The organism is Amycolatopsis sp. NPDC043885, from assembly GCF_056435685.1.
Genome location: NZ_JBWKEA010000015.1, coordinates 30,272 through 52,448, shown reverse-complemented (window position 1 = coordinate 52,448; position 22,177 = coordinate 30,272). Strand labels below are relative to the sequence as shown.

At 68.6% G+C, this 22,177-nt stretch carries 10 protein-coding genes and 1 pseudogene; 2 read left to right on the top strand and 9 right to left on the bottom strand.

Annotated features, from left to right (window positions below):
• Positions 1 to 171 precede the first annotated feature (171 nt).
• The 8 genes and pseudogenes from AC069I_RS32520 to AC069I_RS32485 all read right to left on the bottom strand — a co-directional run bounded on the left by AC069I_RS32520 (position 172) and on the right by AC069I_RS32485 (position 18,292).
• Positions 172 to 9,467 (bottom strand): annotated as a pseudogene (locus tag AC069I_RS32520) (amino acid adenylation domain-containing protein).
• Between the two features lie 56 nt (positions 9,468 to 9,523).
• The gene (locus AC069I_RS32515) at positions 9,524 to 11,476 is read right to left on the bottom strand and encodes an ABC transporter ATP-binding protein (RefSeq protein WP_478267118.1); all 1,953 of its coding nucleotides are present in this window, start codon (positions 11,474 to 11,476) and stop codon (positions 9,524 to 9,526) included.
• Between the two features lie 198 nt (positions 11,477 to 11,674).
• On the bottom strand, positions 11,675 to 12,517 hold the full coding sequence (locus AC069I_RS32510) for a prephenate dehydrogenase (protein WP_478229825.1): 843 nt from the start codon (positions 12,515 to 12,517) through the stop codon (positions 11,675 to 11,677).
• 132 nt (positions 12,518 to 12,649) lie between these two features.
• A complete protein-coding gene (locus AC069I_RS32505; RefSeq protein ID WP_340684939.1) occupies positions 12,650 to 13,447 on the bottom strand; it encodes a helix-turn-helix domain-containing protein in 798 nt (265 codons plus the stop codon).
• 1,320 nt (positions 13,448 to 14,767) lie between these two features.
• Positions 14,768 to 15,376, bottom strand: a complete 609-nt coding sequence (gene vanX, locus AC069I_RS32500; protein ID WP_478229824.1) for a D-Ala-D-Ala dipeptidase VanX — start codon at positions 15,374 to 15,376, stop codon at positions 14,768 to 14,770.
• Positions 15,373 to 16,413: a D-alanine--(R)-lactate ligase VanA-Ao2 gene (gene vanA-Ao2 / locus AC069I_RS32495; protein ID WP_478267117.1), complete on the bottom strand. Its 1,041-nt coding sequence runs from the start codon at positions 16,411 to 16,413 to the stop codon at positions 15,373 to 15,375. Before vanA-Ao2 ends, vanX begins: the two co-directional genes overlap by 4 nt.
• A gap of 1 nt (position 16,414) precedes the next feature.
• Positions 16,415 to 17,446, bottom strand: a complete 1,032-nt coding sequence (gene vanH, locus AC069I_RS32490) for a VanH-AOV family D-lactate dehydrogenase (RefSeq protein ID WP_478267116.1) — start codon at positions 17,444 to 17,446, stop codon at positions 16,415 to 16,417.
• A gap of 120 nt (positions 17,447 to 17,566) precedes the next feature.
• Complete coding sequence (locus tag AC069I_RS32485; protein ID WP_478267115.1) at positions 17,567 to 18,292, bottom strand: alpha/beta fold hydrolase; 726 nt, start codon at positions 18,290 to 18,292, stop codon at positions 17,567 to 17,569.
• 70 nt (positions 18,293 to 18,362) lie between these two features.
• Between AC069I_RS32485 and AC069I_RS32480 the strand changes: the two genes are divergently transcribed.
• Positions 18,363 to 19,004, top strand: coding sequence for a TetR/AcrR family transcriptional regulator (locus AC069I_RS32480; protein ID WP_478229820.1), 642 nt, complete (start codon positions 18,363 to 18,365; stop codon positions 19,002 to 19,004).
• Positions 19,005 to 19,315: 311 nt separating this feature from the next.
• Here AC069I_RS32480 and AC069I_RS32475 read toward each other — a convergent pair whose 3' ends face one another.
• A complete protein-coding gene (locus tag AC069I_RS32475) occupies positions 19,316 to 20,668 on the bottom strand; it encodes a hypothetical protein (RefSeq protein ID WP_478267114.1) in 1,353 nt (450 codons plus the stop codon).
• A gap of 303 nt (positions 20,669 to 20,971) precedes the next feature.
• Here AC069I_RS32475 and AC069I_RS32470 point away from each other — a divergent pair, with 303 nt between their 5' ends.
• Entirely contained in the window at positions 20,972 to 22,177 is a 1,206-nt protein-coding gene (locus tag AC069I_RS32470; protein ID WP_478229818.1) for an AI-2E family transporter, read from the top strand.

Below are 22,177 nucleotides of genomic sequence, written 5' to 3'. Positions count from 1 at the left end.
GTTAGAACCCGAAACGCCACTCACGACCAGCGCGACCCAGACCCCCGGTCTCGCGAAAGCCACTTTCGCGACACGGCCCCCTGCACCACCGAAAAGCGAAAGGGGGTCGTGAGTGGCGTTTCGGGTAAGAACCCGAAACGCCACTCACGACCCCAAAGCGAAAAGCGAGCCTTACACGGTGTCGAACTCGGACTCGAGTTCCTCGATCTCGTCCTTCCCCATGTCGACCAGTTCGAAGTCGGCGGCGGGCTTCCGCGCCGCGGGGACCTCGTCCGGCTCCTCCCCCAGCTCGACGAACGACGCGAGACCCGCCGGTGTCCGGTACTCGAACACCTCCCGCGCGCCGAAGGTCATCCCCTCACGCCGGGCCCGCGCCGCCAGCTGCATCGAGACGATCGAATCCCCGCCCAGCTCGAAGAAGCTGTCGTCCGCGCCCACCCGGTCCAGCCCGAGCATCTCGGCGAAGAGTTCGCACAGCAGCCGCTCGATCTCCGTGACCGGTTCCCTGCCGGCGATATGCCCGCTGAAATCGGGCTCCGGCAGCGCTTTCCGGTCCACCTTCCCGTTCGCGTTCACCGGCAGCGCGGCCAGCGCCATCACCACCGACGGCACCATGTACTCCGGCAGTAGCCCGGCGATCCGGTCGCGCAGCCGCACCGGGTCCACCCCGGCGCCGGACACGATGTAGCCGATCAGCCGTCCGTCGCGGACCGCCACCACCGCCTGGTCGACGCCCGGCTGGTCCGCCAGCACCGCCTCGACCTCGCCCGGTTCCACGCGATAGCCGCGGATCTTGACCTGGGTGTCCGCGCGTCCGGCGAAGACCAGCTCGCCCTCGTCGTTCCAGTACGCCAGGTCCCCCGTCCGGTACATGCGCTCGCCGGGGGTGAAGGGATCGGCGACGAACCTTTCGGCCGTCAACGCGGTGCGACCGAGGTAGCCGTGCGCCACCCCGGCGCCCGCGATGTACAGGTCGCCCGCGACACCCGGCGGCAGCGGCCGCAGAAAGACGTCCAGCACGTACAGCCGCCGCCCCGGATGCGGTTTGCCGATCGGCAGCGTCGAGCCCAGCTCGTCGCCGGGCCGGATCACCTTCCACGACGCGCAGAACGTCGTTTCCGTCGGCCCGTACGTGTGCAGGACACGCAGGTCCGGGCACGCCTGCCGCACCCGCTCCACCGCACCGAGCGGCACCACGTCCCCGCCGGTCTGGAAGTAACGCAGCCCCGCGAAACAGTCCGGTTTCTCCTGCACCAGCGCGCGGAACTGGCCGGCGGTGAAGTTCACCGACGTGAGGCCTCGCGCCGCGTGCGCGGCGAGGGTGTCCGCGTCGATCACGCCCGGACCGGCGAGGATCACCCGCGCGCCCGCCACGAGCGGCACCAGGACCTCGTACAACGCCGGGTCGAACGTATGCGGCGCGTGCATCAGCACCGCGTCACCGGGGTGCAGATCCCACACCTGGTAGCCCAGCAGCGCCGCGACGCCGCCGTGCGAGACGGCCACGCCCTTCGGTGTTCCTGTCGAGCCGGACGTGTACATCACGTACGCCAGGTCGTCCGCACCGACCGGGACCAGGGACGCCTCGCCGTCGACCGGATCGTCCACGTGGATCCGCGGATACCCGGACGGCGTCGCGGTCCCGGCGCGGCACACCACCGCGGCCGCCGAGGAATCCTCCAGCATGAACGCGACCCGCTCGGCCGGATAGGCCGGATCGATCGGCACGTACACCGCGCCGGCCTTCCACACCGCGAGCCAGGCCGCCAACAGTTCCGCCGACCGTTCGACCACGACCCCGACGCGGTCACCACGCCGCACACCTCGCACGGTCAGCACCGTCGCGAGCTTGCCGGACCATTCGTCGAGTTCCGCGAACGAATACTTCCAGTCCGCGGCCACGATCGCCGTCGCGTGCGGAGTCCGTTCCACCTGGCGGCCGAACAGTTCCACCGCTGACGACGCGTCCACGATGTCGTCCGTTTCGTTCCAGCGCTCGACCACCAGCTCACGGCCGGCGTCGTCCAGCACGTCCAGCCTGCCGACAGGCGTCCCAGGTGCCGCGATGATCCGCTCCAGCACCAGGGTGAGCCCGTCCAGCGCCGCCTTGGCGACCGAGGCCTCGACAGCGTGATACTGCAGTTCGATTTCCAGGCTTTCGCCCGGCATCACGCCGAGGGTCATCGCGTACGGCGTCGCCTGGTTGAAGTCGCGCAGGGTCAGGCTGAGTTCGGACGGCGAGTCGGTCGCGGGGTCGGCGTAGTTCTCGAACACGACGATCGTGTCGAAACCCGCCTCGCCCAGCTTCTGGATCTCCGGCAGGCCGAGGTGGTGGTGCGCCATCAGGTCCGACTGCCGCCCCTGCAGTTCCGTGAGCATCCGCAGGACCGGCTGGCAGGCGTCCAACCGCACACGGACCGGCACCGTGTTGATGAACAGCCCCACGGTCTGCTCCGCGCCGGGCAGTCCGGCGGGCCGCCCGGAGACCACCGCGCCGAACACGACGTCCTGACGGCGCGCCAGCCGCGCCAGCACCAGCGACCACGCGCCCTGCACGAGCGTGTTGAACGTCAATCCGTTGCGGCGGGCGAACTCGGCCAGCGCGGAGGTGAACTCCGGCGAATGGCGGACCACCTCGCTCGACGGCAGCCCATGCGCCTTTCCGGGAGTTTCGGGAAGCCCGAGCGACGTTCCGTCGGCCCCGTCCAGCTCCGCGCGCCAAGCCGCCTTGGCCGCCTCCTTGTCCTGCTTTCCCAGCCAGGCGAGGTAATTCCCGTAGGAACCGGGAGCACGCGCGACGCCACCCGTCGCGTAGATCTCCAGGAGATCCGCCTCGATGAGCGCCCGCGACCAGCCGTCGATGAGCAGGTGATGGCTCGTGGTCACGAGGCAGTGCTTGTCCGGGCCGAGCCGGATCAGCATCAGCCGCAGCAACGGCGGCCGCGTGAGGTCGAACCGCGTGGAGCGCTCCTTCTCCGCGATCGCGCTCACCTCGGCCAGCGCGTCGGGTTCTGACAGATCGGACAGATCGCGTTCGGCCCACGGAAGCTTGACGTCCCGGGGAATGAGCTGGATCGTCTCGCCGTTCTTCCGCCGCTGGAAGCTCGCCCGGAGCGCCGCGTGCCTGGCGAGGACGATCTCCCAGGATCTCCGGAATCGCTCCGTGTCCAAGGGCCCGTCGATGATCTGCGACTGCTGGATGAGGTGGATGTCGGGCGCCTCGTCGTCCAGGGAGGCGTGGTAGAGCATGCCCGCCTGCATCGGGGAAAGCGGCCAGACCTCGGCCAGTGCCGATCCAGAAGGGGCCGATCCAGAATTTGTCGTCGAAGTGTTCACGATGCCCGGCCTTCGCTGAGTTCCGCTGCCAATGCTTCGAAGCTCTCGATCTCGTCCTGGTCCAATTCGAGGAGACCGAAATCGGATGCGGTGTGCCCGCCCGCGGCGGGGTCTTCCGCTTGGGAAGCCAGTCCGGACAACACATCCAGCAATTCCTGGACCAGTCGTGCGATTCCGGCTTCGTCGAACACGTCGTCCGACCATTCGAGCATGAGGATCAGCTCCGGCCCGTCCGGCAGGTCCTGGACGATCGCGTTGACGTCGAGTGCGTGCGGCAGCCGCATGTCCGCGTCGATCGAGCCGCCGATCTCGCCGACCTGCTGCCACGCCCGCACTTCGCCACTCTCACCGGCGGCGAACCGGCCGAGGTAGTTGAACCCGATGCGCGCCGACGGCAGCGCCGCCAGCAGCGGCTCCGTCTCGGTGTTGAGATGGCGCAACAACCCGTACCCGAGCCCGTCGCCGGGCACCGCGCGCGACTGTTCCTTCACCGCCTTCAGCAATGTCCCGGCCGCAGCGTCACCGACGAGCACCCCGGCCAAATCGATCCCGGAGACGTCGAGCCGCACCGGATGTGTGCTGGTGAACCAGCCCACCGTCCTGGACAGGTCCATCCCCTCGGCCGGATGACGACCATGGCCCTCGACGTCCACCAGCACCGAGTCCGACGCACTCCACCGGGCCACCGCTCCCGCGAGCCCGGCCAGCAGGACCTCGTGCACGCCGCAGTGGAACACCACCGGAGCCCGCCCGGCCAGCACCGACGTCTGAGCCGAAGGAACCACCCACGACTTCGAGCGCACCTTCCCCGCCGGGGCACGTCCGGGCTTTTCCTCCCGCCCGAGAATCGCTTGCCACGCCGGGAGTTCCGCGACCCGCTCGGCGGAGACCGCCCACTCCTGGAGCAGACCCGCCCACCGGCGGAACGACACCGCCACCGGCTCCAGTTCCGGCTCCCGGCCGGCCGCCGCGGCCTCGCACGCCGCTCGCAGATCCGCCGCCAGGACTCGCCACGAGACCCCGTCGACCACGAGATGGTGCGCCACCACGATCAGACGGCCGACCCGGTCCGCTCCGGCGTCCAACCACACAATTTGGACGACCACGCCCGCGACGGGATCCAGCCGTCCGACGGCCTCCCGTGCCGCGGCGGCCTCGTCCAGCGCGCCGTCGACCTTCACCCGGGTAAAGGTCGCGGGAGCGCCGCGCTCGCCGACCACCAGCCGTCCGTCGGCGACCCGCGCCCGCAGCATGTCGTGCGTGTCCAGCACCGCCGAGAGCCCGGCTGTCAACGTTTCTTCCGTCAGATCGGCCGGGGCACCCAGAACCATCCACTGCGCGAAGCCCGGCGCCGCGACGCCGTCCCCGAACAGCCGCATCACCGGCGTCAGCGCGACTTCACCGATGCCATCGGTGGCCCTGCCCGATTCCTGCCGCGGCGCCGGCGCCACCAGCTGCGCGAGCCGTTCCGGGGTCCGGTGTTCGAACACCTGCTTCGGGGTCAGCGCGATGCCGTCGCGACGCGCGCGGGACGCGACCTGCATGGACGAGATCGAATCCCCGCCCAGCTCGAAGAAACTGTCCTCGACCCCGACCCGCGCCAGCCCGAGCACCTCGGCGAAGACCTCGCACAGGATCCGCTCGGCCTCGGTCGCGGGCTCCCTGCCGACCGTCTTCGACGAGAAATCCGGTTCGGGCAACGCCTTCCGGTCGATCTTCCCGTGCGCGGTCAGCGGCAGGACGTCCAGCGCCATCACCGCCGCGGGCACCATGTACGCGGGCATCCGCTCGGCGAGTTCGGTCCGGAGCGCCTCCGGGTCGACGTCGCCCGGCGACACGTAAGCCACCAGACGGCCTTCGCGAACGGTCACCGTGGCCTGCGTGACCCGGGGATGGTTGGACAGCGCGAACTCGATCTCGCGCGGCTCGACCCGGAACCCGCGGATCTTGACCTGGTCGTCGGCCCGGCCGGCGGACACCAGCTCGTCCTCGTCCGTCCAGTACGCCAGGTCGCCCGTCCGGTACATCCGCTCACCGGGGACGAACGGATCGGCGACGAACCGCTCCGACGTCAGCGCCGCGCGGCCCAGATAGCCCCGCGCCACCCCGATCCCGGCCAGGTACAGCTCACCGACGACGCCGCGCGGCAACGGACGCAGGAACGCGTCCAGCAGATAGCCGCGCACCCCGGCGATCGGCCCGCCGAACGGGATCACCTCGCCGTGCGGCGCCAGCGGCATGCTCACCGTCGCGCAGATCGTGGTCTCGGTGGGCCCGTAGGCGTTGAGCATCCGGCGGTCGGCCGAGAGCCGGTCCACCAGTCCCGGCGGGCAGAGCTCCCCCGCCGCGGTCACCGTCTCGACCCCGGCCGGGAACACGTCGACGGTGGCCAGCACCGACGGCGGAGCCTTCACGTGCGTGACGTCCCACCGCTCCAGCGTGTCGCTCAGCGACGCCTGCGGCGGCAGATCCTCGTCCGGCGGCATCACCAGCGTCGCGCCCGAAAGCAACGCCATCATCACCTCGGACACGATGGTGTCGAAGCCGAGCGCCGCGAACTGCAGGACACGGGACGACGGCGTCACGGCCAGGCGTTCGATATGCGCCATCGCCAGGTTGCCCAGGCCCGAGTAGGTGACGATCACGCCCTTCGGGGTTCCGGTCGATCCCGACGTGTAGATCACGTACGCCGCGTCGCGCATCCCCACCTTCGGCAAGACCACGTCCGGGGCTGCCGAAAGGTCCAGCTCGTCGAGCACCACGAGCCGGTCCGCGAACTCCTCCGGCACCGCGTCGCGCGTCTTTCCCTGACACACCAGCAGCATCGGATCCGCGCTGCCGAAGATCAGCTTCACCCGCTCGGCCGGGTACGCGGGATCCACCGGGACGAAGACGCCGCCCGCCAGTGAAACCCCGAGCATCCCGATCAGCCACCACGCGGACCGTCCGGCCACCAGTCCGACGCGGCACTCCCGGTCGACGCCCGCCGCCCGCAGTACGGCGGCGAACCTCGTCGCCCGGTCCCACAGTTCCGCGTAGGTCAGGTCGCCTTCGCCGTCCGTGACCGCCACCGCGTCCGGCCGCTCGGCCGCCATCCGCCCGATCAGCTCCGGCAGCGGCTCGCCGTCCAGCAGCGCGGGTTCCCAGGGGGGCAACGGGATCTCGCCCATACCGGTCCGCCCGACGAGACCGGACGGATCTTCGACGATCGCGCCGAGGGCACCGGAGAACCAGTCCAGCAGGGAATCGGCGACGGCCCGGTCGATCTGCTCACGCCAGCAGGCGAGCTGGATCCGGAACTCCTCGCCCGGGATCACCCCGACCGTCACCGGGTAGTGGGTCCCCTCGACCGTGCCCAGATACGAGAACTGGTCGGCGAAGTCCCGCGGGTAGTTCTCGAACACCAGCAGCGTGTCGAACATCGCGCCGGGTCCGGCCGTCTTCTGGATCTCCGTCAGCCCCAGATGCTGATGCGGCATCAGCTCGACCTGACGCCGTTGCAGGCCGGCGAGCATGTCCATCACGGACTGCTTTCCGTCCAGCGAGACGCGCACCGGGATCGTGTTCATCATCAGTCCCGGCATCGACTCGACGCCCGGGAGTTCGGCGGGACGGCAGGCGACCGTGGTGCCGAACACGACGTCGGTTCGCCGCGCGAGCCGCGCCAGCACCAGCGCCCACGCGCCCTGCACCACCGTGTTGAGCGTCAGCCCGTGGTCGCGGGCGAACGCGGTCAGCCGGGTGTAGAGCTCCGGTGCGAGATGGGTGACGCGGTAGTCGTATTCCGTCGCGGAGTCCGACTTGGCGACCAGTGCGGGCACGTCGATGTCCGAGAGCTCCGCCTGCCAGGCCGCCCGCGCCGCTTCCTTGTCCTGCCTGTCCAACCACGCCAGATAGTCGCGGTACGAGGCGGCCGTCCGGTCCGGGAAGCCGCCGGAGGTATAGGCCGCCGACACCTCGTTGAGGATCACCGCCACCGACCACCCGTCGGTCAGGATGTGGTGGTTGACGACCAGCAGTCGATGCCGATCCTCGGCGACCTTGATCAGCACGAGCCGGAACAACGGCGCCTTGGCGAGGTCGAACCGGTCCCGCTGTTCCTCCACGGACAGCGCCTTGACAGCCTCTTCGACATCGCTCGCGCCGGTCAGGTCGACCTCGCGCCACGGCAGCTCGACGCGTCCGGCGACGGCCTGCACCGCCTTGCCCGACGCGAGCCGGTGGAACGTCAGCCGGAGTTCGGGGTGCCGGGCGAAGACCGCCTCCCACACCGACCGCAGCCTGGCCACGTCCAGCGGCCCGGTCAGCTCCACGATCCACTGGGTCTGGTAGATGTCGGGACCCTGGTCGTCGAGGGTCGTCTGGAAGAGCAGACCCGCCTGAAGCGGCGCCAGCGGCCAGACCTCGACGGCGTCGGGGACCGCGGCCGCCAGTTCCGTCTCGTCTTCCGCGGTCAGCTCGACCAAGGGGCCGTCGACGGGCCGCTCGGCCCGCACGGCGCCCGCCACCGCGGCCAGCCGAGCGGGGGTCCGCTCCCCGAAGATCTGCGAAGGCGTCACCAGCAGGCCCGCTTTCGCCGCCCGGGCCGCGACACGCACCGCGAGGATCGAATCCCCGCCCAGTTCGAAGAAGCCGTCGTCGACACCCGCCCGGTCGATGCCGAGCACTTCGGCGAACAGTCCACAAAGGACACGCTCCGCCTCGGTGACGGGTTCGCGTCCGTCGGCCTTCGCCGTGAAATCAGGCGCGGGCAACGCCGCCCGGTCCACCTTGCCGTTGCCGGTCAGCGGCAGCGCGGCCACCGCCATGACCACGGCCGGGACCAAGTAGTCGGGCAGGACCGCCTGAAGCCGCTCGCGAACGAGCGCGGGATCCACGTCCGCCACCACGTAGCCGATCAGGCGGCCGTCGATCGGCAACACGACGGCCTCGTGGACGTCCGGCTGGGCGGTCATCGCGGCTTCGACCTCACCGGGTTCGATCCGGAACCCGCGGATCTTCACCTGGTCGTCGACGCGGCCCGCGAAGAGCAGTTCGCCATCCGGTGTCCACTTCGCGAGGTCGCCGGTGCGGTACATCCTCTTGCCCGGGGCGAACGGATCCGCCACGAACCGCTCGGCGGTCAGCCCGGCCCGGTCGAGGTAGCCGTCGGCCAGCCCGGCGCCGGAAAGATACAGCTCGCCGACCACGTCCGGGGCGACCGGCCGCAGCGAGTCGTCCAGCACCCAGGCCTGCCGTCCGGCGAGCGGACGGCCGATCGGCAGCACCGGCACCGGGTCGTCCTCCGGTTCGAGCACGTGCCACGTGGCGCACAGCGTCGTTTCCGTCGGCCCGTACAGATGCCGGATCCGCGCGCCGGGCGCGGCGTGGCGCACCCGGTCCACCGCGTGCGCGGGCACCAGGTCCCCGCCGGTCAGGATCTCGCGCAGCCCCGCGAACGACTCCGGCGCTTCCTCCGCCACCGCACGGAAACTGCCCGCGGTGAGATGCGCCCGCGTCACCCCGGCCGCGACCGCCTCCCGCAGCCGGCGGGCGTCCACCGGCCCCGGCGCGGCGATCACCACCCGGGCACCCGACACCAGCGGCACCCAGATCTCGCACAGGGACGCGTCGAAGGAATGCGGCGCGTGCATGAGGACCGCGTCGTCGGGTTCCATCGCCCAGCCGGGATCCCCCACCAGTTCCGCCACGCTGGAATGCGGGACGGCGACGCCCTTCGGCTTGCCCGTCGAGCCGGACGTGTACATCACGTACGCCAGGTCCTCCGGGCTCGCCGGATCGACCGCGACGTCACCCGCTTCGTCCGTGACGACGATCGCCTCGATCCCGTCCGGGACGCTGTCGCGCGTCGCGGCCGAGCACAGCATCAGGGACGCGCCCGAATCCGCGACCATGAACGCCACCCGCGGCGCGGGATACGAGGCGTCCACCGGCACGTACGCCGCGCCCGCCTTCCAGACGGCGAGAAGCGCCACCAGCAGATCCGCCGAGCGGTCCAGCATCACCGCGACCCGGCGGGCGCCCAGGGCGACCAACCGGCCGGACAGCCTGCCCGCCAGCTCGTCGAGCTCCCGATAAGTGAGGAGCCGGTCCCCGTCGGCCACGGCCACCGCGCCGGGCGCCCGGCCCACCTGCCTGGCGAAGAGATCGAGCACCGTCGGTGCGGCCTGCGCTGCGGAACTCATCGTCATCCTCCGTAGACCACGGTGTCCAGCGGTTCCGGCTCTTCGTCGAACTCGTCTTCCTCGGGCTCCGGCTTGGGCGCGTTGTTCTCCGGCCTGGCGAACTGCGTGTGGTAGAGCTCCGAATACAGCCCACCCCGCGCCAGCAACTCGTCGTGCGTCCCGCGTTCACGGACCGTTCCGCCGTCGATCACGAGGATCTGGTCGGCCTCGCGGATCGTGGACAACCGGTGCGCGATCACCAGCGACGTCCGGTCGCGCAGCGCGGTCTTGAGCGCCCGCTGGACGGCGGCCTCCGACTCGGAGTCCAGATGCGCGGTGGCCTCGTCCAGCACGACGACCGTGGGCGCCTTCAGCAGCAACCGGGCGATGGCCAGACGCTGCTTCTCGCCACCGGACATCCGGTAGCCGCGGTCGCCGGTGACGGTGTCGAACCCGCGGGGCAGCGACTGGATCAGGTCCCAGATCTGCGCCCCCTTGCACGCTTCGACCAGCTCTTCCTCGGTGGCGGTCGGACGGGCGTAGAGCAGGTTCTCCCGGATCGTGTCGTGGAAGAGGTAGGCGTCCTGGCTGACCACCCCGACCGTGCCGCGGATCGAGTCGAAGGACAGGTCGCGCAGATCGTGCCCGTCGAAGCGGACCGCGCCGGCGTTCGGGTCGTACAGCCGGGAGACCAGGTGGGTGATGGTGCTCTTCCCCGCGCCGGACGGGCCGACGAGCGCGGTGAGGGTCCCGGCGGGCGCCTCGAAGCTGATGCCGCGCAGGACGTCCGCCGTCTTGTCCCCGTTCTCCCGCTTGGTCCGCAGGTGTTCGAGCGACGCCAGCGAGACCTCGTCCGCGGTGGGATAGCGGAACACCACGTCGTCGAACTCGATGCCCGGCGCCGCGTTCTTCTCGAGTTCCTTCGCGTCCGGGCGCTCCTGGATCAGTGGCTTGAGATCGAGCAACTCGAAGATCCGCGCGAAGCTCACCACCACGGTCTGCGCGGTCTCCTGCAGCCCGGACAGCTGGGTGATCGGCCCGAACAGCCGCCCCAGCAGGGTGGCGATGGCGATGAGCGTCCCGAGCTGGAACGCCCCCTCGATCACGAGCCCGCCGCCGACCCCGTAGACGACCGCCGTGGCGATCGACGCCATCAGCGCCATCATGACGAAGGACATCCGGGCCCAGATGGAGATGCTCACGCCGATGTTGCGGATCTTCCCGGCACGCTTGCGGTAGTCGGCCATCTCCTCGTCCGGGCGGCCGAAGAGCTTCGAGAGCATCGCGCCCTGGACGTTGAACCGCTCGTGGAGGAGCCCGCCGAGCCCGGCGTTCGTCTCCATCAGCGTTCCGGTGCGGCGCTGGATGATCCGCCCCACCCAGATCCAGGGAATGACGAACAGCGGGACCAGCACCAGCGTGACCACGGCGACCAGCCAGGACAGGTAGAACAGCTCGGCCAGCACGAGCAGGACGGTGACCACGCTGGTGGCCGCCATCAGCAGATGACCGAACGCCTGCTGCGCCATGATGAGCTCGGTGTGCAGCCTGCCGACCAGCACCCCGGTCTGGGTGCGGGTGAAGAACGCGATCGGCAGCCGCCGGACGTGATCGAGGGCCTGCACCCGGAGGTCGTAGGTGACTCCCTCCCCGATCTTCGCGGAGACGTAAGCGGACAACAGCGACAGCAGCGCGCCCGCCACGGCGAGGCCGGCGGTCAGGACCGCCATCAGGATGACGACCCCGAAGTCGTTCTTCAGGATGCCGCCGTCGATGAGCTCCTTCATCAGCAACGGAGTCGCGACGACGACGAACGCCTCCATCGCGGCGATGAGGACGAAGATCGCCACCTTGCCGACGTGGGGGCGGAAATACGCGAGGACTCTGCGCACCGTCCCCGGACGGACCCGGTTCGACCAGGGATCGGGGTCGTCATCGCTCTTGGGCGACGCCCCGAAGCGCAACATTACTTCCATTTGGGCATCCCTCTCACGCACGAAGTCGGCGAGTTCAATCGTGCTGAATCGTGTCGATGTCCACGAGTGGCGCCCGGGACCATCTCCGGCCGGACCGTCCACAAGGGACTCTGTACAGGGTGGTGCGGCGCGCGTTCATGTCGCGAAAGCCACTTTCGCAACACACCAAGCCTGCCTTACCTCTCAGAAGAACCGGCCCTACGGGGCCACGGCCGGACCGGCGGGGATCCGGCCGTGGCCGTCCACCCCGCGCCGCAGCAGATCCGTCACGTCGTCCAGGTCGCCCGCCCGCAGCGCCGAGGCCGCCGCGGCGAGATCGGCCGCGATCCGGTCGAGGACCGCCGCCACCGGCAGCGCGTTCCCGGCGAGAATCTTCCGCCACAGCGAAGGATTTCCGGCCGCGATGCGGGTGACGTCACGCAACCCCTGCCCGGCGAGGCGCAAAGCGACGTCGTCGCCGTTCGCCAGGCTCGCCGCCACCGCCGAGGCCGCCACGTGCGGGGCGTGCGACACCAGCGCCACCGCCGAGTCGTGCTCGGCCGCGCCGACGGTGACGGCCTCGGCCCCGCACAGCGACACCAGTTCGCAGGTCAGCCGTAGTGCCTCGGCGCCGGTTTCGACGCCGGGGCACAGCGCCCACGGACGGCCCGCGAACAGGCCGGCGCGGGCCGCGGCCGGTCCCGATCGCTCCCGTCCCGCGAGCGGATGCCCTGGCACGTAAGAGATCAGGTCGCAGCCGAGCCGCTCCGCGTCGGCGATCGGACCGGCTTTGACGCTGGCGACGTCGGTGTACGCCCGCGCCGCGCCCTGCTTCTGGAGTGCGGCCAGCCGCTCCCCCACGAGGTGCGGTGGGACGGCGATCACCGCCAGATCCACTTCCTCGCCGGTCCATTCGCGGCCGGCGCCGAGCTCCCGCGCCACTCGTACGGCGTGTTCGTCGATGTCGGTGAGATGGACGGTGACACCCTTTTCCCGCAGGGACAACGCGGCCGACGTGCCGATCAGGCCGGTGCCGACGACGAGCGCCTTCTCGATGGTCACAGCTACTTCTTAGGCCGCTCTCCCGGCGATGTCGAGCCGCGCGGCCTGGGCACCGTGCGAGAAATACGAAGAGGACTTCTCCGCGTGTGGTGCGGAAAAGCCCCCTTCGCGCCTACCCGATGCCGCCCGCGATCACCGTGCGGCCAGATCGGTCGCCCGGCTCTCCAGGTGATCCGCGAACCCCGCCCAGACCCGGGCGTGATCCCTGGCGAATCCGGCGACCACGCCGTACAGGTGCGGCGGGACACCGTGCAGGATCCGTTCCCATTCCTGCCCGTCCATGGAGTGCATGGCGAGCATGCGCAACAGGATCCGGCCGACCTCGCTCAACCGCAGCGCCGGGTCGGCCTTGAGCCGCTCCAGCACGGTGAGCCGTTCCCGGTCCAGCGAGTGACCGAGGTCGGTTTCCGTCAGGCTCAACGGATCCGGCTTCGTGCGCAGTCTCCTGCTCCCGTCCGGGGTCGGGCTTTCCCCACGCTCCAGCCTGCCGCGCACGTCCCGGACCGTCTCCGGGGAGATGCCGACCTGCTTGGCCACCTGACGCAGTGAAAGACCGGGATCGTTGCGGATCAGATCGGCGGCGAGCTTCCGCCGCTCCGAGCTGTCGACGGGCCGGATCCGCCCGTCCCGCCCGATCCTGGCGCCGTTTCCGCCTTCGCCGCCCCGCCTGCGCAGGTCCGCCACGGTTCCCGCGGAAATGCCGGTCGCCGAAGCCACCCGCCGATCGGACCACTGCGGATGTGTCCCGATGATCTGGACGGCCGCCCGTTTCCGATCCGCGAGGGAAAGCGGCAGACCGTGCCGGATGTTCGCTTCCACCGCGAGCACGAAGGCGTCGGACTCGGCGCCGTCGATGAACCTCGCGGAGATTTTCGTATCGCCTCGTACTCGTGCCGCCTTCAGCCGGTGCAGGCCATCGACCACCTGCATCGTCGGTCGGTGAACGAGAATGGGCGGTAGCTCCCACTCCGCCGACAACAGTGTCTCGACATGCTCTGGATCCTCGCCCGAAGTGCGCGGCGAACAAGCAGTGGACAGTCTCGACAGCTCGATTTCGACGACAGGGAGAGCGGACAAGTCAACTCTCGTCGGATCCACCTAGCCCCCATTGAATCTGTTGATTCAGCAACTTTCAGACACGGCACGGAAACCCACCGTCCAACTGCTCGGCTTCGGTGCTTGGACACCATGAACCCGTCCGACGCCGGCCTCGGCCGCAGGGCGGGATGTCCTCGACGGTGAGGAACCCTCAAGCGCCACAGGCAGAACCGCATGCGGCGGCCCGCCTCGACGGTCTCCCAGCTGACCGTTGGCGCGTATTCCGACGAACTACCGAAGCTGAACGGCATCCTCCCATCGCCCCGACGGCGATCTGCGAGACGAAACGCTCGACGGCTTCGGCCCGGCAGGACCGACACTTGGTCAGCCTGACGAAACCGACACCCGCTTCAGCGCGAGTCCCGGACATGTCCGATCTTATGACTCCATACCGCTCGGTTCAGAGGATCGGCGAGTGAAGTCTTTGGTTTGGCTCGTGGTCGCGAGTCACCGACGCACCCCCTCTGTCCCCAGCAAAGCGCGCACACCATGTCAGCCCCAGCTGATGCGCACCTGTGCAGCATGGCATGAACAATCCATGTCGGCAATTGACGAACAGTGTGATTTTCGTAGTGAACAGGGGGCCCAAGATCAATATCCGGAACTCCGCATGCCGTATTGACTCGTTTGGCGAACATAAGTAAAGGGCCCGCGTACAAGCCTTGTTCCTGTCGTCCGGTTAGCCTGTTCGCAGGTCTTGTTAGGCCGTTCGCGCGGCTCGTCTTCTCTCCGGATGATCACAGCACCGGCGGTTCATGTTCCGTTCTTCGACACTTGTTCACACGAACGGCCGAGCCCGCGTCCCACGGTCCGGGCGGAATCTCACCCGGCCGGGGATCACCCGCGAGCAAAGCGAAGCGTGGCAGGCTGGAAGCCGGCCCCGGTTCGTCCGTGCCGTCATGGTCGGCGGCGCCGTCCACCGATCCACCGGAAGGAGGTTTCGTGCGCACAGGACAGGAAAAGGACAGCGTTCGACCTCCCCCGATCACCACACGGGACGGACCACACCGTCCGGCCCCCGCACGGAAATTCATAGGATGAAATGGTGTTCGCGGCAATTGTCGCCGCGAGAGTGCCTTCACAAACCCCGAAGCGCGTGAAGGCCCCCTTCCCTCGGCTGAGCCGAGGGAAGGGGGCCTTCACGCGCGACACCTACGCGATGGGGAAATCGAAATAAGTGTCCGGGTAGGGCTCGTCCTTCAGGCTGTAGTGCCACCACTCGCACTCGTACGAGCTGAAGCCCGATCCCTCCATGGCCGCGCACAGGTGCGCGCGGTTCTTCGCGGCCTCTTCCGTGACGCCCGCCGCCCCGTGATGCGAGACGACGTCCATCAGGTCGTGGTCACCACCCATGTCGGCGAGTTCGCCGGTGTCCAGGTGGTAGAGCGTCAGGTCCACGGTGCTGCCGCGGCTGTGGCCCGACTTGGTGGCCACGTAGCCCTTTTCGAACATCTGAGGCCGGTCGATGTTCGGGTAGTGCCTGACCTTCTTCCGGCCGTCTTCGGGCTCCTCCGCCCAGCGCATGAAGCGGTCCACGGCGCGCTGCGGGCGGTACCCGTCCCACAGGAGCAGCCCGAAGCCGAGTTCCTCGGCCTTGTCCCGCGCCTTCTCCAGCGCCGCGCAGAACGCCCGCGTGCCGACGATCCGGTTCACCAGGTACCCGTCCACCGGCTTGCCCGTGAAGTTGTCCCACGTGGCGTACTTGGCGTCCCAGCGTATTCCGGAGACAACCTCGTCTACGAAGACGAAATCATCCTTCATTCGTCACGGCCCGCCAGCGTCAGCTTCACCAGGCGGTCGATCACGTCGCCGAGCGAGAGGCCGGCGGCGGCCATCATGCGCGGGTAACGACTGTACGAGGTCAGGCCGGGCAGGGTGTTGACCTCGTTGAGCACCACGCTCCCGTCCTCCTTGAGGAACAGGTCGACCCGTGCGAGCCCGCGGCAGCCCAGGGCGCGGTAGATGACCTTGGCCGTCTCCTGGACGAGGTCACGCGACTCGTCCGGGATGTCGGCGGGGACGATGAAGCTCGAATTCTCGGAGCCGGTCTCGGGGCTCTTCTCCTGGTGGATCTTGAAGAAGCCGTGGGTCAGCGCGACCCGGTCGACCTCGCCCGCGAACAGGTCTTCGTCGTTGCCGAGGATCGAGCAGCCGATCTCGCTGCCGATGACGGCCTCTTCGATCAGGACCTTCGCGTCGTACTGGCGCGCCTCCGCCAGCGCGGCGGGCAGCTCTTCCTTCGCGGAGACCTTGCTGACGCCGAACGACGAGCCGGAGCGGGCGGGCTTCACGAAGACCGGGTAGTTCAGCTGGTCCGGGTCGACGTCATTGTCCGGCGTGACGATGTAGAAGGTCGGCGTCGCGATCCCCGCGCCGCGGACGACGGAATAGGTGAGGGCCTTGTCGATGCACATGACCGAGCTCGGGAGGTCGCAGCCGACGTAGGGGATGCCGGAGATCTCCAGCAGGCCCTGCATCGCGCCGTCTTCGCCGAACTTGCCGTGCAGGACCGGCAGCACCACGTCGAGGGCGATCGTCTCGTACTTGCCCTCGTCCAGGACGAGCAGACCGTGTACCCCGCGGTCCGGCGACAGCACGGCCGGGCGGACGTTCCCGTTCTCCCAATCCTCGGCGGGGCCGTCGCAGAGCATCCAGGAACCGCTCTGGGTGATCCCGATGTAGTACGGCTCGTACTTCTCGAGGTCGAGGTTCTTCTGGACCTCGCGCGCAGATTTGATGGAGATAGGATGTTCTTCGGAAAGCCCGCCGAACAGAATTCCGATTTTCAGCCTACCCATACTACTTCCCGCTTTCGAATTGGAGACAATTGATGATGGAGTTTTCAACAGTGTCACTCAGCGCGTGGTCCGTGTAATAGGCGGTATGCGGACTGATGAGCACGTTCGGCAGTTTTTCCAACCGCAGCAACGTTTCGCTCTCTATCGCCTTGTTCCTGCAGTCGGCGTAGAAGATACCTTCCTCTCCTTCGAGGACATCCAGCGCCGCTCCGCCCAGCTTTCCGCTTTCCAGTGCCGAAATGAGGGCTTCGGTTTCGATCAGCGGACCACGTCCGGTGTTGATGATGTACGCGCCGTCCTTCATCCGCTCGATGCTCTTCTCGTCGAGGAGATGATAGGTATCCGTGTTGAGCGGCACGTGCAGTGTCACGATGTCGCTCTGCTGCAGCAATTCGTCGAGTGGGACGTAATCGGCCGAGGCGGTCAGCACCGTGTCGTAGGCCAGCGCCCGGCAGCCGAAACCACGCAGCCGCTCCAGGACGGCGACCCCGATACGCCCTGTTCCGACCACTCCGACGGTCAGATCGCGCAGCTCTTTCCCGCGCACCTCGTTCAGCCGGTAGTCGTGGACCTCGGTGCGGCGGATGATGGACTTGGCGTCGCGCACAGCCATCAGCATGAGCATCAGCGTGAAGTCGGCGACGCTGTCCGGCGAGTAGGCGACATTGCCGACGGTGATGCCGACGCTCGCCGCGTACTCCACATCGATGTGGTTGAAGCCGATGCTCCGCGTGGAGATGTATTTCACGCCCGCTTTGCCGAGCGCGAGAAGAATGGTATTCGTGACCTGGGTCTTATGACCGATACTGATACACCTGTTTCCGGAGACCAGTTCGATATTGGCCTCGGATACCGGCTCCTCCGAAATGGTCGGCATTATGCCGAAACGAGGTGCCATCTCCCGGAACAGGGCGGCCTCGTCCTGCCCGCATCCATAAATCGTGATTCCCCTTGCCAAGACGGCCGAGGAGGAGGCGGACGCCAGCGATCCGGTGCGGGGGGCAGCTGATCGCGCTGGTTCGCTGTAGGTCATGCCCGACATTGTAGGCAGCGCGATGTTGCCGCTTCTTATGGGGTTTTCGATGCCCGGACAATAAGTTACCAACCGGTAGCGCCGAGTGCACGACGTTGTCTTCACCTGCGCCGTACAGCTCTATCGCAGATCTTGCCCGCCCGTCCCCGGCGTCGAAACCGTCCCGTGACGGATGCCACAAAGCCACGCCGACACGAGGTCCGCGAGGGCTTCCGGAGCGTCTCTGGCCACGAGGTGCCCCGCCGCCGGGACACCGGTGACGGCGACACGCGGATTGGCCGTGCGCAAACGACCCACATCGGCTTCGCGGAGCGGTGAGCCCTGCCCGCCGTGCACCACCAGGATGGGCATGTCCAGGGCCCCCGCCGTCGCGAGCAGGGCGGAACCCGAGCCGAGGACGTCCTCCACCAGGCGGGTGTAGCGGCCGCCGAGCCCGTGGAAGCCGAGCCACGAACGCACCCGGGCCGGTTCGAGGTCGGGTACGACGTCGACGAGCACGAGCCCGGAGGCCCTGGCCGCGACGACGGGGTCCGCCAGCGCGGCGATGGCGGCCAAACCGCCGACCGAGGCCCCCACGAGGACGATCGGCGCCGGCTGGCTCCCGATCATCCCGGCCACGTCGCCGGCCAGTGCCCGGAGCGTGGTCGCCCGGCCGGAACTGTCCCCGTGACCACGCAGGTCGAAGGCCACCGACCGGAACCCGCGCCGGGCCAGCACCGCGGCGACCGGCGCCCAGACCACGCGGCGTTCCCCGCCCGCGTGCAGCAGCAGAACCGTCGGACCGGCGCCGGTCACCGTGCCCCGCAGGATGACATCGCCCAGGTCAAGACTGGTTTCGGCACTCATGACAGCCCTCCTCACCTTGACCTGTCAAGGTAGCGCGGATACCTTGGCACCTCAAGGTACGATCCCGATTGTGACGACTCCCCGAGCACGCCGGACTCCCGAAGAGGCCCGGCGGCTGATCCTCGACGCCGCGGCCTCACTGCTCGGCGAGTCCGGTGTCGCCGCGGTCCAGATGCGGGCCGTTGCCGCGCGGGTCGGCATGACCGACGCCGGCGTCGCCCATCACTTCGGCAACCGCGAGAAACTGCTCGCCGAACTCCTCCGGCACGGTGGCCGCCGTCTGCGGGACGCCCTTCAGGAACTCCTCGCGAGCTGGCTCGACCGCGGCGCCGACCTGCTCGAACTCGTCGAGGCGCTGCACGATCTGTACCGGAACGGCTACGGCGAGCTCGCGGTGGCACTGCACGCGGCGGGCTGGCGCGACCCGGGCAGCGGGATGCTCGACCCGGTCGTCGACGCCCTCCACCGGCTGCGGCCGCCCGGCTGCTCCCTCGAAGACACGCGGCTCGCCGTCGCCGCCCTGCATCAGGCGATGGCCACGGAGGCCCTGTACGGGAGCGATTTCCGGCGCAGCGCCGGGATCACCGGAGCCGCGTCGGACGATTCGGCCGCGCAAGTGCGCTGGTGGGCGCGCCAGCTCCACCTCGCGCTCGGACTCAGGCCCGATGACCGGGCGGGCGACCGCGGGGTCGTGAGTGGTGAGGACGGTTAGAACCCAATGCCACTTGGCTTGTCTTGAGGATGAAACCCAATTCCGTGTCTTCGTTGTCCTGGCCGGGGCCTGCGTTTCGCTGAGTGCTTCTCGGCGGTGCTGGTGTGGCGGGTGTGCCGTGTGGCGTCGGTACAGGGGTCGTGAGTGAAAAGGGTCGTTCTAACGACCCGGATCACTCACGACCCCGCGACCCCCGCCTGATGCCGCACCGACAGTCGACACCGACAAAACCGCAGGCCAAGAGATTGATCAACTTGAGCTACGTGGCATTGGGTCAGAACCGTCCTCACCACTCACGTAGACCCGGAAGGTCAGCGAATACCCTGCGAAATGCGCTCGCCCAGGCCTTCGACGTCATCGAGCGCTGCTCGCAGCTCGGCGGCGTACTCCTCGGCCCCGGCCCGCAGGCCCCGTTCGACGACGCCCACGGAGTCGAACGCCTCGACGTCCCCGCCGCTCAGCGCGGCGACGGACTCCTTGACGACGGCACCGAGCAACAATTCTTCGGGCACCCCCGGCTTCCCTTCCAGCGGCCAGACGAGGTCGTCGAGCACACTCTGCCCGCCGACCTCGCGGACCAGTCCGGCCGCGGTGATCCCCGGCACCCGGAAACCCTCCGGCAGCACCGCGCGGACGCTCAGGTTGCGCGAAAGCCAGTACAGCAGCTGCGCGTTCACTTCCAGCTTGACCGGCCTCGGCGCCAACCACAGCGTGAGGTTCACATAGTACTCGGTGAGGCGGTCGAGCACCTCGCCGCCGTTCTGGAAACCCCACAGGTTGATGTCGAAATAATGGTGCCACGTGGCGTCGGCGACGATCCGCCCGACCCCGGCGGCCACACCGTCGTACACACTGGACACGCCGTAGACCTGACCGTTGCGCTTGTCGGTGCCCTGCGCGACGATCTCGGGTTTCGGCTGTCCCGCGCGCCCCGACGGCCACACGTCCGACGGATACCGCTCGGGAATGAGCAGCTGGCCCTCGTGCATGTGGTCCGGGAAAACGGTGATCGGACCCTGCCTGCCCTGGAACAACGCGTGCGGCCTGCCGAGCCGCTTCCGCAGGATCAGTTCCTGCGGGTACGGGTCGAGGTCGTTCGGGATCGGGTTGTCGATGTCGCTGCCCCACGGATCCGGCTGGTGGGTGTTGTGGCTGAACTCGATACTCGCGTCCGGCCGGTCGTTCCACACCCGCAGCTCACCCGCGCGCGGAACCCGGTGCCCCAGCGCCCGCCCCAGGTTCAGGTACTCGGGCAGCGACGGATCCGCCCCCGGCGGACGCGGATTCGAGTGATCACCGGTGATCAGCACGCCACCACCGGCGTCCATCCATGCCCGCAGCGCGGCGACCTCCGCGTCCACGAGCTCGTTTTCCGGCTCCCCCGGCATGTTGGACTGCAGCAGTCCGAAGAACCACACCTGCTCGTATCCGCAGAGGACATCGGAAGTGAGTTTGTTGGCGGCGTGCCCGCCCTCGTGCCGGTTGATCAAATCGATCTCGAACTGAGCGAAGAACGGCTGATTCGCCAAGATCAGATCACGGACGATCCCCAATGAGAATCCGTTGTTCCCGGTGAAGCCGACAAAATCCGTGTAGAACAGGATTCTGATCTTCGGCTTGGCGAGCGGACTGACCTGATCGGCGACAATACGTGCGTCGAACATCGATTTCCCCCTTGTTTGAAGCGCCATGCCGTCCTCCCCGGCGGCGCCGTCCCTTCCACGTATACCGGAACTTCCGGCGGGCGAGCAGGCGCCGACGCACGGCTGAGGAATTCGCTGCGATCAAGCGGTGAATCGGCCGAATTCCCTCTTTCACGGTTCCAACCGTCCTCACCACTCACGAGAGCCGGCGCGGCGCGGCCGCCTCAGGGACGGCAGCTTTCGCCCACGCCGGGTGACCTCCGGACGGTGATGCCCTGCCACCGTGGAACAGCCGATCGCCAGACCGTCTCCGGAGGATGCCGCATGGTGCGAATCTCATTCGACGATTTCCCATCGCACCCGCTCCGCCGGCCGCGATGGGCACGCCACCGCCGGACAACGGACGAGCGACAGGAAGTCAGCCGCTTCGCGAGAGGGCTCTCCACCGGCGCGCCACCGGTTCCGTCGCCGCCTCCCGACCTGCGGGGCACCGGCGCGCCACTGCCCCGCGCGCTGGTGGTGCTGCTCGGTTCCGCCGCCGCGGTCATCGTGCTGGCCGGACTGAACGCCGTCGCCTGGCTCGTCGGGCCCGTGTTCCTCGCCCTCGTCATCGTGATCACCCTCGATCCGGTGCGAGCGTGGTTGCGCGGCAAGGGTTTCCCGCGCTGGCTCACGGTCGCCGTCCTGGTCGTCACCGTCTACGCCGCGTTGCTCGTGCTGTTCCTGGTGATCGTGGTGTCCCTCGCGCAGTTGTCCGCCCTGCTCCCCCGCTATGCCGGACAGGCCGACGAACTGCTCCGGGACGGAATGGCGTTCCTCGGCCGGTTCGGGATCGGCGATCCACAGATTCGGGAAATGATGTCCGCTGTGGACACCGGGAAGCTGATCGGTTTCGCCGGTTCCCTGCTCGCGGGCGTCGGCGGCCTGGTCACGAACCTGGCCTTCCTGCTCGCCCTGATGTTGTTCCTGAGTACCGAATCGGCGTGGGCCGGGCAACGGCTCGGACGGATCGCGCGCGATCGGCCTTGGGCGAGCGCGGCGTTGCGCCGTTTCGCCTTCGGCACCAGGAGGTACCTGATCGTGACGACGGTGTTCGGCGGAGTGGTGGCGGCGCTTGACATCGTCGCGCTCGCTCTGCTCGGCATCCCGGCGGCCGTGCTGTGGGGCCTGCTGTCCTTCGTCACCAACTACGTGCCCAACGTGGGCTTCGTGATCGGTGTGGCCCCGCCCGCGCTCATCGCGCTCCTCGACGGTGGCTGGCGTGTCATGCTCATGACCGTCGCCGTATACGTCCTGCTGAACTTCGTGGTGCAGTCGTTGATCCAGCCCCGGTTCGTCGCGGAGTCGGTCGGTCTGTCCACTTTGGTCACCGTGCTGGCGCTCGTCTTCTGGACCTGGCTGCTCGGTCCGCTCGGCGCCGTCCTCGCCGTGCCGGCGACGCTGTTGGCCAAGGCCTTGCTCATCGACGTCGATCCGCGCGCCCGGTGGGCGGAGGCGCTGCTGTGCGCGCCGAACCGGGAGAAGGACTGA

Bases quoted from the DNA above. Each gene is read 5' to 3' on its own strand.
- AC069I_RS32515 (WP_478267118.1), bottom strand. From the start codon at position 11,476: ATGGAAGTAATGTTGCGCTTCGGGGCGTCGCCCAAGAGCGATGACGAC.
- AC069I_RS32505 (WP_340684939.1), bottom strand. From the start codon at position 13,447: ATGCAGGTGGTCGATGGCCTGCACCGGCTGAAGGCGGCACGAGTACGA.
- vanX (WP_478229824.1), bottom strand. From the start codon at position 15,376: ATGAAGGATGATTTCGTCTTCGTAGACGAGGTTGTCTCCGGAATACGC.
- vanA-Ao2 (WP_478267117.1), bottom strand. From the start codon at position 16,413: ATGGGTAGGCTGAAAATCGGAATTCTGTTCGGCGGGCTTTCCGAAGAA.
- vanH (WP_478267116.1), bottom strand. From the start codon at position 17,446: ATGACCTACAGCGAACCAGCGCGATCAGCTGCCCCCCGCACCGGATCG.
- AC069I_RS32485 (WP_478267115.1), bottom strand. From the start codon at position 18,292: ATGAGTGCCGAAACCAGTCTTGACCTGGGCGATGTCATCCTGCGGGGC.
- AC069I_RS32475 (WP_478267114.1), bottom strand. From the start codon at position 20,668: ATGTTCGACGCACGTATTGTCGCCGATCAGGTCAGTCCGCTCGCCAAG.
- AC069I_RS32470 (WP_478229818.1), top strand. From the start codon at position 20,972: ATGGTGCGAATCTCATTCGACGATTTCCCATCGCACCCGCTCCGCCGG.